The 13,563-nt window shown below is 41.0% G+C and carries 15 protein-coding genes; 5 read left to right on the top strand and 10 right to left on the bottom strand.

The window, feature by feature from the left end; all coding sequences use genetic code 11:
- Positions 1–81: 81 nt before the first annotated feature.
- Positions 82–723 carry an outer membrane protein OmpW gene (ompW, locus tag OO184_RS01030; RefSeq protein WP_265377602.1) on the bottom strand — a complete coding sequence of 214 codons (642 nt, stop codon included), beginning with the start codon at positions 721–723 and terminating at the stop codon, positions 82–84.
- A gap of 437 nt (positions 724–1,160) precedes the next feature.
- Between ompW and OO184_RS01025 the strand changes: the two genes are divergently transcribed.
- The gene (locus tag OO184_RS01025; protein WP_265377601.1) at positions 1,161–1,931 is read left to right on the top strand and encodes a YciC family protein; all 771 of its coding nucleotides are present in this window, start codon (positions 1,161–1,163) and stop codon (positions 1,929–1,931) included.
- A gap of 161 nt (positions 1,932–2,092) precedes the next feature.
- On the opposite strand, the gene OO184_RS01020 is transcribed toward OO184_RS01025, so the two are convergent.
- The 5 genes from OO184_RS01020 to OO184_RS01000 all read right to left on the bottom strand — a co-directional run bounded on the left by OO184_RS01020 (position 2,093) and on the right by OO184_RS01000 (position 6,808).
- On the bottom strand, positions 2,093–2,647 hold the full coding sequence (locus tag OO184_RS01020) for an Ail/Lom family outer membrane beta-barrel protein (protein WP_265377600.1): 555 nt from the start codon (positions 2,645–2,647) through the stop codon (positions 2,093–2,095).
- 609 nt (positions 2,648–3,256) lie between these two features.
- Complete coding sequence (locus tag OO184_RS01015) at positions 3,257–3,814, bottom strand: Ail/Lom family outer membrane beta-barrel protein (RefSeq protein WP_265377599.1); 558 nt, start codon at positions 3,812–3,814, stop codon at positions 3,257–3,259.
- Between the two features lie 410 nt (positions 3,815–4,224).
- Positions 4,225–4,626 carry an HVO_A0114 family putative DNA-binding protein gene (locus OO184_RS01010; protein ID WP_265377598.1) on the bottom strand — a complete coding sequence of 134 codons (402 nt, stop codon included), beginning with the start codon at positions 4,624–4,626 and terminating at the stop codon, positions 4,225–4,227.
- A gap of 4 nt (positions 4,627–4,630) precedes the next feature.
- Positions 4,631–4,996, bottom strand: coding sequence for a toxin-antitoxin system TumE family protein (locus OO184_RS01005; RefSeq protein ID WP_265377597.1), 366 nt, complete (start codon positions 4,994–4,996; stop codon positions 4,631–4,633).
- An 81-nt stretch (positions 4,997–5,077) separates the two neighbouring features.
- Entirely contained in the window at positions 5,078–6,808 is a 1,731-nt protein-coding gene (locus OO184_RS01000; protein WP_265377596.1) for a SulP family inorganic anion transporter, read from the bottom strand.
- A 224-nt stretch (positions 6,809–7,032) separates the two neighbouring features.
- Between OO184_RS01000 and OO184_RS00995 the strand changes: the two genes are divergently transcribed.
- On the top strand, positions 7,033–7,569 hold the full coding sequence (locus OO184_RS00995; RefSeq protein ID WP_265377595.1) for a septation protein A: 537 nt from the start codon (positions 7,033–7,035) through the stop codon (positions 7,567–7,569).
- 77 nt (positions 7,570–7,646) lie between these two features.
- Positions 7,647–8,078 carry an acyl-CoA thioester hydrolase YciA gene (gene yciA, locus OO184_RS00990; RefSeq protein ID WP_265377594.1) on the top strand — a complete coding sequence of 144 codons (432 nt, stop codon included), beginning with the start codon at positions 7,647–7,649 and terminating at the stop codon, positions 8,076–8,078.
- Positions 8,079–8,278: 200 nt separating this feature from the next.
- On the opposite strand, the gene tonB is transcribed toward yciA, so the two are convergent.
- Positions 8,279–8,959, bottom strand: coding sequence for a TonB system transport protein TonB (tonB, locus tag OO184_RS00985; protein ID WP_265377593.1), 681 nt, complete (start codon positions 8,957–8,959; stop codon positions 8,279–8,281).
- 101 nt (positions 8,960–9,060) lie between these two features.
- Positions 9,061–9,243, bottom strand: a complete 183-nt coding sequence (locus OO184_RS00980; RefSeq protein ID WP_036805691.1) for a YciY family protein — start codon at positions 9,241–9,243, stop codon at positions 9,061–9,063.
- 248 nt (positions 9,244–9,491) lie between these two features.
- Between OO184_RS00980 and cls the strand changes: the two genes are divergently transcribed.
- Positions 9,492–10,952 carry a cardiolipin synthase gene (gene cls, locus OO184_RS00975; protein ID WP_265377592.1) on the top strand — a complete coding sequence of 487 codons (1,461 nt, stop codon included), beginning with the start codon at positions 9,492–9,494 and terminating at the stop codon, positions 10,950–10,952.
- Positions 10,953–11,064: 112 nt separating this feature from the next.
- Positions 11,065–11,394, top strand: coding sequence for an HI1450 family dsDNA-mimic protein (locus OO184_RS00970; protein ID WP_265377655.1), 330 nt, complete (start codon positions 11,065–11,067; stop codon positions 11,392–11,394).
- A gap of 166 nt (positions 11,395–11,560) precedes the next feature.
- Here the strand turns inward: OO184_RS00970 and oppF are convergent, their stop codons facing one another.
- Entirely contained in the window at positions 11,561–12,562 is a 1,002-nt protein-coding gene (gene oppF, locus OO184_RS00965) for a murein tripeptide/oligopeptide ABC transporter ATP binding protein OppF (protein ID WP_088374229.1), read from the bottom strand.
- Entirely contained in the window at positions 12,559–13,557 is a 999-nt protein-coding gene (locus tag OO184_RS00960) for an ABC transporter ATP-binding protein (RefSeq protein WP_265377591.1), read from the bottom strand. The genes oppF and OO184_RS00960 overlap by 4 nt, the downstream gene beginning before the upstream one ends.
- Between the last annotated feature and the right edge of the window lie 6 nt (positions 13,558–13,563).

Here is a 13,563-nt window from a genome sequence, read left to right as displayed (position 1 = left end):
AAGTATTGTATAAAAATGGGGCAAAACCTGCCCCATACTTTTCATATCAAACAACCATGTCAAACAAACGCGGCTTTTTTATCAGAAGTGATAACCGGCACTAAACATAAATACCCACGGATCAATCCGGGTATCAATTTTATGATGCTGGTCACCCGCTTTAAATTTTACATCCGTTTCGATGTTTATCCACCATACAGAGGCATTTATTATCCAGTTTCGATCTAACGCATAATCCAGACCAACTTGACCGGCAACACCCCAGGAATCTTTCAGATCCAGACTATGCAAATTACTATCTTTAACAGCATCACTGCCATTAAATTTTTCATTAAAGAAAGTCGTGTAGTTTAGACCAATACCGACATAGGGGTGGAATCTATTTTCTTTAGAGCCGAAATAGTATTGCGCCATTAATGTCGGCGGCAAACTTTTTATTTTAGCGATATTCCCGACACCCGGTAAACTTACTCGGTTCTGGAAAGGTGTGCCAGCGAGTAATTCCACACCAATATTATCTGTAATCATATAACCGAAGGTCAAACCCATCTGAGTATTATTATCCGCACTAAGAGAACCTAAACCTAATACATTATCAGAGCCAGTATTGGGTCTGACAGTCGCACTACCTGCACGGAAAATAAAGTCACCCGCTTCATGAGCGAAAGCGAATGATGGTGCTAAAGTTGCCGCTGCTAATACAAATGCAGAAATTTTTTTCATTATTCGTCCCATTCCTGTGATTTAAAGTCAGAAAAATATACCCATATATTGGAAACTATGATCTAAGACAGATCACATCTTTTAAAAAATTTCAGTAAAACCGTATATTTATAATATTATTATTTCAATTAGGAATTATTTTAAATTGATCTAGATCAAAGTTTATTTATTATTAATCAGTTAGAAATCTTTTATTTATATATTTATTCAGATGTTTTATCTTCTCTCTCATTATATTTCCATTATGTTTTAATAAGGTTAATTTTATGTTTATTTTTATCTTAAAAATATAATGTGAAGAACTTTTTTCCGCCATCAATAATCACAGCTAACCATCAATTTATCCGCATCATCTCGTTTCTACTATCCACCTTTCCCCATAACAAGGTACAATCATCCCCTATGCATTGTTGTTTAACCTGATAGGAGCAGTCTTCATGCCAATCACGGCGAATACCCTGTACCGTGACAGTTTTAACTTTTTCAAGAATCAACTGTTAAGTACCCTGACCCTGGCCGCCCTAGCGGCTCTGGTTACCACCTTATTGGGGCACCTGTTTATTCCTGACAGCGAACAGATGAAGTTGCTGACAGAAGCAGAATTTACGTTTGCCACCTCAGGCAAGGCCGGTATTCAGGAGCTGGTGTCTCAAATGACTCCAGAACAACAGTCAATGATCATGCGGGCGGGAATCGGAACCATTTTCTCCAGTATGATTGGCAGCGTGCTACTGGTCGGTGGTGTACTGACGCTGGTCGCGGCAGTTTCAGAGGGAAATCGTATCTCTTCATTACAGGCAATTGGTTTATCAGCAACCCAATTACCGAGACTGTTCCTATTACTGCTTATCTGTACCCTGCTAATTCAACTTGGCTTAATGCTTATGCTGGTGCCTGGCATTATTTTGTCGATCGCACTGGCTTTATCACCCGTTATTATGACTACCGATCGTTGCGGCATTTTTGCTTCTATGAAAATAAGCTGGAAACTGGCATTTGCTAATATTCGCCTGCTGGTTCCGGCAATTCTTTTATGGCTGACCGCGAGGCTCTTGCTGGCATTTATTATTGACCGCCTAACATTCATTCACAACGAGATGGCAGGGATTATTCTTGGGGTGTTTAATAACCTCATTTCAGCCATTTTGCTGATTTATCTGTTCCGGTTGTATATGCTGGTTACCTCTTCACAACAAAAATCAATATAAAATAGCGATTCAAACCAAAAACCCCATAGCAATAAACTATGGGGTAAGCAGAATAAGCTAGTGATAACTGGATTGAGCTAAAATGCAAAAAAATTCCCTGTTTTTCAACAGGGAATTCTATAGAAAAGAGAGCTAATTAAATATCAATTAGCAAATTTCGGTTAGAACCGATAGCCGACACCAACTACCCAAGTGCCTACTTTAAGGTCACCCAATCTGGCGTCATCAAATTTTGCGTATTCATAGGATGTATCAATAGTCCAGTTTGGAACAGGGTTAAACTGTAATCCCAGTCCATAGCCAATAGATGTTTTACTGTGACTGAAACTCTCTGAACCAACAAAATCAGAGACCTTAACCTTTCCATGTGCAGCACCAACCAGACTGTATACGCTAACATATTCATTAAAACGATATGTAGGCCCCGCCATCAGGGAAACATAATCCAGACTTGATTCAGCTATTTTTCTGCCACCCAGATAATGATCGTAACCTAGATATGTATATGTAAGTGAACTAATAACACCCCAATTATTATCTAATTCGTAGCGGTATTTTAAGTTGAGGCCCTTTGGATGATCATCAGCCTTATCATCTCCAAACTTTGCATGACTTTGAGCATAACCACCAGAAATCGTGTGTTCAGCGGCATTTGCCGCAAATGCGAATACAGATAAACCTACTGCTACTACTGAAGCCACCAATGCTCTTTTCATTGAAAATCCCTAATGTTTTATAAAATTATAGAAAAGACTAATTACAAGGCGCGATTATTTATCAGCAATCAATAGAAAACAACTCAATCCCGTTTTTTGTTAAGTTTTCATTTAACAAGATAAAGTAATAACCGCTTCCCACCCTGATCAGGAGAATCTTCCCATCTTAATTGGCTGTTTTTCGTACTTATAGCATTTCATCACTTCACTATTGAGATAAAAAGCAAAAAAATTCCCTGTTTTACAACAGGGAATTTTGCATAGAATATACAGTGATAACTAATAAAGGAATAATCGTCAGATTACATTAAGCTAAACATGGACTAGCAATTTCAACTAAATACTAAATAGATATATGGACACTAAACCAACACAAATCTATAACTGGCAAAGTCGTCGAAAACATATATCCGGTTTTAATAATCCCTGATGAAAATCCGTACTCTCTATCCTCATTATTTCGATAGCCTTTAAATCAACCATCTAACAAGCTAACAGAGAGTTGGTGCTAACATTAATTTATTATTTTCAGTCAATTAATGGGATTTCTCAAATCACAAAAGTTGGACTGAATTCCCTTTAAAGGAACGACTACATTGGAAACACTATTTAGAATCGATAACCCGCACCAATTACCCAAGTGCCTACTTTGAAATCACCCAGTTTTGAATATTCATAGGATGCATCAATAACCCAATTTGGCATAGGGTTAAACTGTAATCCTAGGCCATAAGCAGCAGAGGTCTTACTTTCTTCATAGTCGTAACTATAGTTAATATCAAAAATAGAAACTTGACTATTTGCCTTTGCCTTTCCGTGTGCAGCACCAATCAGACCGTATACACTCACGTACTCATTAAAGCGATATGTAGGACCTGCCATTAAAGAATAATAATCTAAATCACCAGTACCAATCTTTTTACTACCATAGTAGTAATTATAACCCTGATGTGTTAGGGTGAACGAGCCGATAACACCAAAATTATTATCCAGTTCGTAGCGATATTTCAGGTTAAAGCCTTTTGGGTTTTCATCAAGCTTTTCACCATCGGCCTTCACATGACTCTGAGCATAACCACCCGAAATCGAACTTTCTCCAGCATTTGCTGCAAATGCGAATACAGATAAACCAACTGCCACTGCTGAGGCTATCAATGCCTTTTTCATTGGAACGTCCTAAATAGTTATTGTACAAGTAATAATGATTTTGCTTTGTTAAAATATACTTATCAAAAAACAAAATGTAACGTGGTATTAAATACTTAATGCCTCAATCACATTGTTTTTTAACAGGAAATCTTAAAATAAAGCAGGTATTTAGGATCTGATATCTCAAATTAATAGAAAAGTAACGGTCAATAATCACACAAACGAAAATTAAGAACTATTTTTTCAAATATAATTTCATATATGATTACTTTATTTATCGTATTCATTTGCCAATCCCAATAATTCTCTTACAAATGAATCATAGATTAATAATTGTTCAATCAGACCTCACAGCGATAAAACTATGAGGCTGAAAGTCATAAATAAGTTTACGTTGTATTAACTTACATCGTATTAAATTTGCTATTTCAAGCTGCTATATTTTTAGCCCCACAAGATGACATAACTCTTTCACTGATTTCTTGCTCAATTTTTATTTCAAAATCAGTAAACAGCGCCTTTGGTTTTACACTTCTATTACTTTTTTCAAGCGTTACAAAACCGTGGCGGCTAAGCGTCTTTAATGTGACTGACAGGTTACTTGGTTTCCTTCCTGATAAATTAGCCAGCTCCGCAATTGTCTCTGGTTTGTGCTCATTTATAAGACGCAGAAGCGCAATATTATCACTGCTAAGTACTTGAGCAAGAGCAATCATGGAAGTAAACCAGATTTTAGGCTCATCAGGTTGAACAACATACTCACCTTTAATGATAGCCAATGTGCGCTTGCGTATAAGTTCTTCATTCATCACGCCAATGAGTGCTTTCATCGTATTACCCTCTTTTTTCGCGTTCAGCGATAATTTCATCAATTTTAGTAAAGAAATCCTCAATTAACTGATATGCAGAAGTAAATTCATACGGAACACCCTTATCTATAGAGTTTCTGTGAACATGGTCATACACCAATCGTCCTCGATACTGACTTCTCTTTGGTGGAGTAATTGCGTGTGCATTATCCATGCCAAATACTCGCGTGTTGTATTTGTCATGTAGCGTTAAGTTATAACGAATACCATGTGGAATGAAATTCGTTGGCTTAACTGTCCATACTTCAATTTTCCACCAATAACCATCATCCCGATAGACCCTCTGACCATGCAACCCAAATAAGACGTCCAAACCTGAATCAGATTGCATGACTAAAACCTCCTTGTTTATTATGATCTAATCATATGTTTTTATTCAACGAACTTCAAGCTAACAACCAACTGTAAATTATTATCTTTTAATGTAATTAGAGTACCATTCAGGCTTACTTTGGATCATTCGTACTGCAAAATAGAGATCGGGCACCACAATCAGATCGTCATCGCTACTTTGTAGTTTATTCTGTTTTATCCAACGGGTAAGCTCCGTCCGGCGACCGGCAAGCACCAATGTGACATCTCTTACTTTCAATTCCCTAATCAACTCATCAATAGCGGCAAATACACTGACATCATCATGGGTAAAGCTCACAGCCGCATCGACAACCAGCCAACCCGGACGTTTTTGCGTTTTGTTAAGTTTTTGAATTCTGTCAACATGCTGTAACACCCGTTTTTTAAAATAGCTGACATTGAAATAAGTCAATGGTGAATTAAATCGATACATCATCACACCATCTATTGGTTTAATATCATTGCCATGATTAATTGAATGAATCATTCCTTGGTCATTCACTCCTAAGAACTGATCTGTCGGACGGAATATAATTCGCAAAAACTGTAATAAACCAAGCAGAACGGCGAGACCAACACCGTTAATCAAACCAACTACCAGCACGGCAATAAATGTAAATAGCGATAAAGTAAATGCCTGATGATTTCTTTTCCTCAGCGACCAGATCCGCCGTAAATCCAACAGTGACGATGCCGAATAAATCAACACCACACCAAGTGATGACAACGGGATATAGGCCAGGAAACTGGTCATAAATAACAAAACCAGCAAAATAATGGTCGCTGCGATAACAGAAACCAATTGCGTTTTCCCACCAATCGCATCATTAACCGCAGTACGACTGCTGGCAGCACTAACAGCAAATCCTTGTGATAAAGCAGATGCAATATTCGCAATGCCTAAGGCTCTAAGTTCACAATCTGCATCAACCTGATAACCGTTTTTACTGGCAAAGCTACGGGCCGTCATCATAAAACTGACAAAACTGATAACAGCAAGGTTCAGAGATGGGATAACAAGCTCACGCATAATGCCTGGCTGGAAATCGGGTATTGGCACAATAGGTAATCCCCCGCCGCTGACACTGCCAACAATCTGAATGCCATATTTTTCCAGACCAAATTGCCAGCTTACGTAAGTCGCTAATACCATTGCCAACAAAGGCCCCGGCCAAGTCGGACGCAAGAAACGCACAGCGAGCAAAATCAACACCGTAGCAACAGACATTGCTAACGTCGGTAAATGCGTATCCATGAGTTTGGCAGGTAATGCGATCACTCGTTCAATCAATCCCTCTGGGACGCCAGCAAAGCCAAAGACTTTAGCTAACTGATCGACAATGATTGTCAACGCAACGCCGTTCATTAATCCTTTTAGGATCGGTTTGGAAAGAAAATCAGCAAATGCGCCTAATCGGAAGTGGCTGGCGAGAACACACCATATCCCGGTCATTAAAGTCATTACAATAGTAAGCTGCCAGCGTACATCTTCATTATCAAACACCAATGGCGCGACAGCCGCTGCAATAACGGCACACGTTGCTGCATCTGGCCCGACAATCAACTGTCTTGAGGTACCAAATAATGCATAAGCGAACATGGGTAAAATACATGCATAAAGACCGATAATCGCACTTATTCCCATCAATTCGGCGTAAGCAATAGCAACCGGCAGAGCAACTGCGGCGACAGAAAGCCCGGCCCTTAAATCATGACTCAACCACTCTTTGCGATAATGAGAGAAATTGCCTAACCCTGGCATCCAACGCTGTAGTTTTTTCCACTGCATTTGGTTTATGCCCTCTTATTTTTCAACGGGTTTTAGCTATAATGCTGCGTTATATGTCCACTGACAACCGGAAGTTAATTACGCCGCTCTTTATGATAGAATTATGCGAAACCGATCGATAAAAACCTTTTTTATTGAGAGATAAAGCTATGCCGTTGCTGCCAGTCCGTTCAATTACTAAAATCGGATGATAATCAAATGCCGGAATTACGATAGGTTCAAATATGAAACAACTTTTAGACTTTCTACCTTTAGTCGTCTTTTTTGTCGTATACAAAATGTATGATATTTTCTACGCTTCTGGAGCGCTGATCGCCGCTACCGGTTTAGCTGTCGCTATTACTTATTTCATTTACCGGAAAGTAGAGAAATCCTCCCTGATTACTTTTATCATGGTGGCTGTTTTCGGTACTCTAACTTTAGCTTTCCACAGTGATCTCTTTATCAAATGGAAAGTGACAGTAATCTATGGGTTATTCGCATTAGCCTTGCTAGGCAGCCAATGGTTTATGAAAAAACCACTGATTCAGAAAATGCTAGGAAAAGAGTTAGTTTTACCCGATTTTGTCTGGAACAAACTCAATATGGCGTGGGCTCTGTTTTTTATCGCCTGTGCATTGGCTAATATTTATGTCGCGTTTTGGTTACCACAAGATGTCTGGGTTAATTTTAAAGTATTTGGTCTGACAGCCCTGACTCTGGTTTTCACCGTGCTCAGTGTAGTATATATTTACCGTCACCTGCCACGCGAACAGAAGTAACCCCATTCAAATGGATACCTGCCTGCTATCGCCTGTAGGCAGGTATTGTTTTTTCATCAAATAAAGTAAAGTTTTCAATGACACAACAACAATTACCTAACGGAGAGTTAGTCCTCCGCACACTGGCTATGCCCGCTGATACCAACGCCAATGGAGATATTTTTGGTGGATGGTTAATGTCACAAATGGATATTGGCGGGGCAATTCTGGCAAAAGAAATTGCGGAAGGCCGTGTTGTCACTGTCAGAGTAGATGGCATTACTTTCCTGAAACCTGTCGCCGTTGGTGATGTCGTATGCTGCTATGCACATTGTCTCAAAACTGGTAACAGTTCAATTACCATCAACATCGAAGTCTGGGTGAAGAAAGTCGCCTCTGAACCTGTCGGTCAACGCTATCGCGCAACCGAAGCGGTATTCACTTATGTTGCCGTTAATGAAGATAATACCTCCCGTCGATTGCCAGAAGGCAAAACTCACTTTCAACTCGCTAGCAGTACTCGCGAATAAGGCTATACCCTATGGATTTCAAGGTGCATCGCGACGGCAAGGGAGTGAATCCCCGGGAGCATAGCGAACTATGTGACCGGGGTGAGCGAGTGCAGCCAACAAAGAGGCAACTTGAAAGATAACGGGTATAATTATTAATGGAAAAAGGGGCATGTTAATGTGTTAATAATGCTCCTTTTTTATTCTCATTTCCCCAACAATCAGGATTGAGATATACCCGTAATTTTGAATTCGACGGTTGTGATATAACCAACCGCAGGTATTTTTTCAAAACGCCATTTTCTCATCGCTTTTTTCACCTCCCTTTCAAAAACATTGGGTGGATTAGCGCCAACGACTTCTATATTTTTTACCCGTCCATCTTCATCAATATCATATTTGACTTTCACATAGCCTTCGGTACCCAATGCTGAAGCTCTAGATGGGTAAACAGGTAACGCTTTACTTAATGCCCTTGGCCCATTCTGCGGTTTAACCACCGGTTTATTCTGATTATTATCAGTACGGTTAGCCAGCGCATTCTGATTAAACTGCGGTTTTTCCGGTTGTTCAGCTCTCTTTTCAACGGGTTCAGATTGCTTTTTAACAACCTTCTTCTTCACTTCTGGTTTCGGCTTCTTCACCTCTGGTTTTGGAATTACCGGCTCCGGAACAGGTTCCGGCTCTTCTGGCTCTGACTCAGGTTCAGGCGCTGCCGGTTCCGAAACTGGAGCTTCTTCGGCAGCTAATTGAATCATAGCGACAGACATAAGCGCAGCATCAGGCTGTTTTTCCGATATTGAAGAACAAAAAAGGGCGGCAGCAACAGAAATGTGTAAACAAACTGACAACAATATTGGCCAATGTATCCATCGCATAAGGGAATTCTTGATTAGCAGCATAATATCAATCCTCGAATGACTGCTAGTTTAAATGCAAATAGCAATCATATTCAATAAAGATTGTAGGTGAGCGTGAATATAAGGCCAAAAATATTATTTCTTCAATGTATCCATTCGCCATGCTGGACAAACAATAAAGCTCGACGCTGTTTATAACCATTTAATTTACGTAGTGAATAAATACGCAAATTACGTCTTGATTGCCCTTCCAGCCAACGGCGGCGGCGATTAAAATTCTGGCGTAACATACGCCACCGTCCTACTTCGTTCCGGCTACGTTTCATAAAACCCCTACCTATAAAAACATCACGCTCATTATAAGCCTTTAAAAAAGATATCCAAGGCGTATCTGGATAGTACTTTTTATATCAATAATGCGAAATGACCAATATCAAGTATGATGCTTGCAGTATATTTGCTAATTTTTTGGTAAATTCATCGGGTTAATTAGATCGTTTATATCTCGTGTCTTGAGGAAACCATGTTAAACGCCACCAAAGATGTCTGAACAAAACAGGATTGATTGCCGAATATGACAACCTTTTATTCCGTCCTAAGTTGGCTTGCTATTTTCTTTTATTGGCTGATTGTTGCCAGTATCACCTTACGCATTCTGATAAAACGCCGGCCTGTCACTTCTGCTATGACCTGGCTGTTGATTATTTATATCCTTCCCTTAGTTGGAATCATCGCTTACCTGTCATTTGGTGAGCTACATTTGGGAAAACGCAGAGTTGAACAAGCAAAAGCCATGTGGCCTTCAACAACCATGTGGCTTGAAGAATTGCGTAAATCTCGTCATATCTTCGCTACGGAAAATAGTGAAGTCGCGACACCTTTATTCCAGCTTTGCGAACGACGGCAAGGGCTTGCAGGCGTTAAAGGTAACAAGATCCAATTACTGACAACCTACGACCATTCACTAAAAACCATCATCAAAGATATTGAGAATGCTAAGCACAGCATTGATATGGTGTTTTACATCTGGCAAGCCGGCGGCTTGGTTGAGCAAGTGACCGATGCTCTTATGGCCGCAGCGCACCGAGGAGTCAGATGCCGTATTATGGTGGATTCAGCCGGTAGCTGGTTATATTGCCGTAGCCAATACCCAGATATCATGCGCCAGGCGGGAATTGAATTTGTTGAAGCTTTGCAAGTCAATATATTCCGTCTATTTCTACGCCGAATGGATCTGCGACAACATCGTAAAATTATCTTGATAGATGATTATATTTCTTATGCCGGCAGTATGAACATGGTAGATCCACGTTTCTTTAAACAAGATGCCGGCGTTGGGCAATGGATCGATATCATGGTGAGAATGGAAGGGCCGGTTACCACGACTATGGGGGTTATTTACGCTTGTGACTGGGAAATGGAAACAGGTCAACGCATCTTTCCGCCATCGCCAGATACCAATATCATGCCGTTTGAACAGGCCAGTGGGCACACAACTCAGGTTATCGCATCCGGCCCCGGATTCCCTGAAGAATTGATTCAACAATCTTTAATGACGGCTATTTTCTCTGCCCGTAAGCAACTGATTTTAACTACCCCTTATTTTGTTCCCAGCGATGACCTGATAAATGCTATTTGCACCGCCGCCTTACGAGGAGTTGAAGTTATTATTATCGTTCCACGCAGAAATAATTTCTTCTTAGTTCGTTGGGCAAGCCGGGCATTTTTTGCTGAACTGTTAAATGCCGGTGTTAAGATTTATCAGTTTGAAGATGGCTTGCTACATACCAAAAGCGTTTTAGTTGATGGTCAACTCAGCATGGTGGGTTCAGTTAATCTCGATATGCGTAGCCTGTGGCTAAATTTTGAAATTACCGTGGTTATTGATGATGAAAACTTTGGTAATGATCTGACGCTGGTGCAATACGATTATATAGCCCATTCCACATTGCTGGAGAGCAATGAATGGGAACAACGCCCTTTGTGGCATCGGATTATTGAGCGTATTTGTTACTTCTTTAGCCCGCTATTGTGACCAATACCCTCGTCTTGTAAAGACGGGGGTACCAATCAACGCTTCAACATGCTTTAATTCCTTCATCATGACCCACGAATAAATCAATATGGACAACAGATCCTCACCAGCTATGGATTTAGACCTCAATAACCGAATGACAGAAGATGAAACCCTTGAGAAAGCTTATGACATCTTTCTTGAACTGGCTTCATCCAACCTCGATCCCGCTGATATTCTGCTATTTAGCTTACAATTCGAAATACGTGGCGGCGCAGAATTATTGCCCCCTTCTGATGAGTGGCTTGAACACGTGGATTTCAATCCAGACCCCAATTTTTTTGCCGAAGTCATTATCGGGCTAGCAGAAGCTGAGGATGCTGAGATCAACGATGTTTTTGCTCGCATTCTTATTTGCCGGGAAAAATCTCACCCGATTTACCGTATTTTGTGGAAAGATTGAAAAATTAAAGTCAGTTATTTTGATCTGCTTTTTTCTTCTTCAAAGAGTGAGAGCTACTCGTTTTGATGCAGGTCTGAATCCAAAACAAACCCCAAAAAAGTAACTCTCACATTTAATGTCTTATAAAACTCCGCAATAACTACAACCTTAACTATAATAACCTTAACTACAATGGATCAACCTTCAAACAAGATACAGCATGGCGGAAACTCCCCTCCATCAACGGCCGTGTTTTAGCACATTCAGGATCTGCCATTGGGCAACGTGTACGAAAAACGCACCCTGATGGCGGATTGATCGGTGACGGTAATTCGCCTTCCAATAATTCAATGTGTTTATTTTGTTCTTTATCTGGATCAGGCACCGGCACTGCTGACATCAACGCCTTGGTATAAGGGTGCTGTGGGTTATGATAAACCTCATCATAAGTGCCCAATTCCACCGCATGCCCGAGATACATCACCAATACACGGTCAGATATGTGCTTAACCACCGCCAAATCATGGGCGATAAAAATTAGCGACAGCCCCATTTCCCGTTGTAATTCCTGCAACAGGTTCACTACCTGAGCCTGAATAGATACATCAAGTGCAGATACCGGTTCATCACAAATCACCAACTTAGGTTCAAGAATAAGCGCCCGGGCAATCCCGATACGTTGGCACTGACCACCGGAGAATTCATGCGGGTAGCGGTTAATCAGATTCGGCAGTAATCCAACCTTCATCATCATGGTTTTTACCCGCTCTTTAATTTCAGGCCCTTTCATCTTTGGATGATAGGTGCGCAATGGCTCAGCGATAATATCGCCAATCGTCATTCGCGGGTTTAAGGATGCTAATGGATCTTGGAATATCATCTGGATATCACTACGAATATCCTGCCACTGCTTATCATTCATATCCAGCAGGCTTTTTCCCAACCACGTCACCGAACCACCGGAAGACTTGACCAATCCGATAATTGCACGAGCAAAAGTCGATTTACCGCAACCTGATTCGCCAACCACACCAAGCGTTTCCCCTTCGTATAACCTTAATGTGACGCCATCAACCGCTTTCAAGGTCTTTGTTGGTTGCCAAAACCACTGTTTGCCATCTTTGATATCAAAGTGAACTTTCAAATCTGCTACTTCTAGCAGCACACGTCTTTCTTCAATCGGACTCATACCAATTCCCCCGGCGCTTTAAAACAAGCTCGCAAACGTCCGTTGCCAAATGTCTCCAATCCTGGCTCACAATTTACACAACGATCTACTGAAAACTGGCAGCGTGGCTGGAACGGACATCCTTTCGGCAACCGTAATAAGTTGGGCGGATTTCCGGGAATGGTCGTCAGTGATTCTTCATCACCATCAAGACGCGGAACAGCATTAAGTAAGCCAATAGAATAAGGATGGGTTGGTTGATAAAACACTTCACGGGCCGAACCATATTCCATCGTTCTCCCCGCGTACATCACCAATACTTTGTCACAAATACCTGCAACTACCCCCAAATCGTGAGTAATCATAATAATCGCAGTGTTAAACTCTCGTTTCAGCTCATTCAGTAGCGTCATAATTTGAGCCTGAACCGTGACATCAAGTGCGGTCGTCGGTTCATCAGCAATCAACAATTTCGGCCGACATAACAACGCCATAGCGATCATCACACGCTGACGCATGCCACCAGAAAACTCATGAGGATACATCCCCATGCGCTTACGCGCTTCCGGCATTTTGACCGCATCCAACATTCGAATCGATTCGAAGTGTGCTTCATTTTTACTCATATGCTTATGCAACATCAATACTTCTGTAAGTTGATCGCCGATACGCATATAGGGATTGAGAGATGTCATTGGGTCCTGAAATATCATCGATATCTCTTCCGCTCTCATGCGGTTAAGCTCTTTCTCTTTAAGGTTAAGAATTTCCCTGCCATTAAAAATAGCGGAACCGCCGATTGTGCCGTTTCTGGCAAGCAGCCCCATCAAAGCGAAAGCGGTTTGTGATTTGCCAGAACCAGACTCCCCTACAATTCCCAGAGTTTCCCCCGCCCGTAAATCAAAATTCAGCTTATTCACCGCGGTAACATCCCCGTCAGGGGTGCTAAAAGTCACGTCCAATTCTTTAACAATTAACAACGGCTCAGAACTTTTCTGGTTTTTAACGCTGTCCATGTTACC

It is taken from the genome of Photorhabdus aballayi, from assembly GCF_026153155.1.
Taxonomy (GTDB): Bacteria; Pseudomonadota; Gammaproteobacteria; order Enterobacterales; family Enterobacteriaceae; genus Photorhabdus; species Photorhabdus luminescens.
Note: the sequence above shows the minus strand (reverse complement) of the source record. Positions and strands in the feature narration are given on the sequence as shown.

Bases quoted from the DNA above. Each gene is read 5' to 3' on its own strand.
- tonB (WP_265377593.1), bottom strand. From the start codon at position 8,959: ATGCTGCTAATCAAGAATTCCCTTATGCGATGGATACATTGGCCAATA.
- OO184_RS01025 (WP_265377601.1), top strand. From the start codon at position 1,161: ATGCCAATCACGGCGAATACCCTGTACCGTGACAGTTTTAACTTTTTC.
- ompW (WP_265377602.1), bottom strand. From the start codon at position 723: ATGAAAAAAATTTCTGCATTTGTATTAGCAGCGGCAACTTTAGCACCA.
- OO184_RS01000 (WP_265377596.1), bottom strand. From the start codon at position 6,808: ATGCAGTGGAAAAAACTACAGCGTTGGATGCCAGGGTTAGGCAATTTC.
- cls (WP_265377592.1), top strand. From the start codon at position 9,492: ATGACAACCTTTTATTCCGTCCTAAGTTGGCTTGCTATTTTCTTTTAT.
- OO184_RS01005 (WP_265377597.1), bottom strand. From the start codon at position 4,996: ATGCAATCTGATTCAGGTTTGGACGTCTTATTTGGGTTGCATGGTCAG.
- oppF (WP_088374229.1), bottom strand. From the start codon at position 12,562: ATGAGTCCGATTGAAGAAAGACGTGTGCTGCTAGAAGTAGCAGATTTG.
- OO184_RS00980 (WP_036805691.1), bottom strand. From the start codon at position 9,243: ATGAAACGTAGCCGGAACGAAGTAGGACGGTGGCGTATGTTACGCCAG.
- OO184_RS01015 (WP_265377599.1), bottom strand. From the start codon at position 3,814: ATGAAAAAGGCATTGATAGCCTCAGCAGTGGCAGTTGGTTTATCTGTA.
- OO184_RS01020 (WP_265377600.1), bottom strand. From the start codon at position 2,647: ATGAAAAGAGCATTGGTGGCTTCAGTAGTAGCAGTAGGTTTATCTGTA.
- OO184_RS00970 (WP_265377655.1), top strand. From the start codon at position 11,065: ATGGATTTAGACCTCAATAACCGAATGACAGAAGATGAAACCCTTGAG.
- OO184_RS01010 (WP_265377598.1), bottom strand. From the start codon at position 4,626: ATGAAAGCACTCATTGGCGTGATGAATGAAGAACTTATACGCAAGCGC.
- OO184_RS00995 (WP_265377595.1), top strand. From the start codon at position 7,033: ATGAAACAACTTTTAGACTTTCTACCTTTAGTCGTCTTTTTTGTCGTA.
- yciA (WP_265377594.1), top strand. From the start codon at position 7,647: ATGACACAACAACAATTACCTAACGGAGAGTTAGTCCTCCGCACACTG.
- OO184_RS00960 (WP_265377591.1), bottom strand. From the start codon at position 13,557: ATGGACAGCGTTAAAAACCAGAAAAGTTCTGAGCCGTTGTTAATTGTT.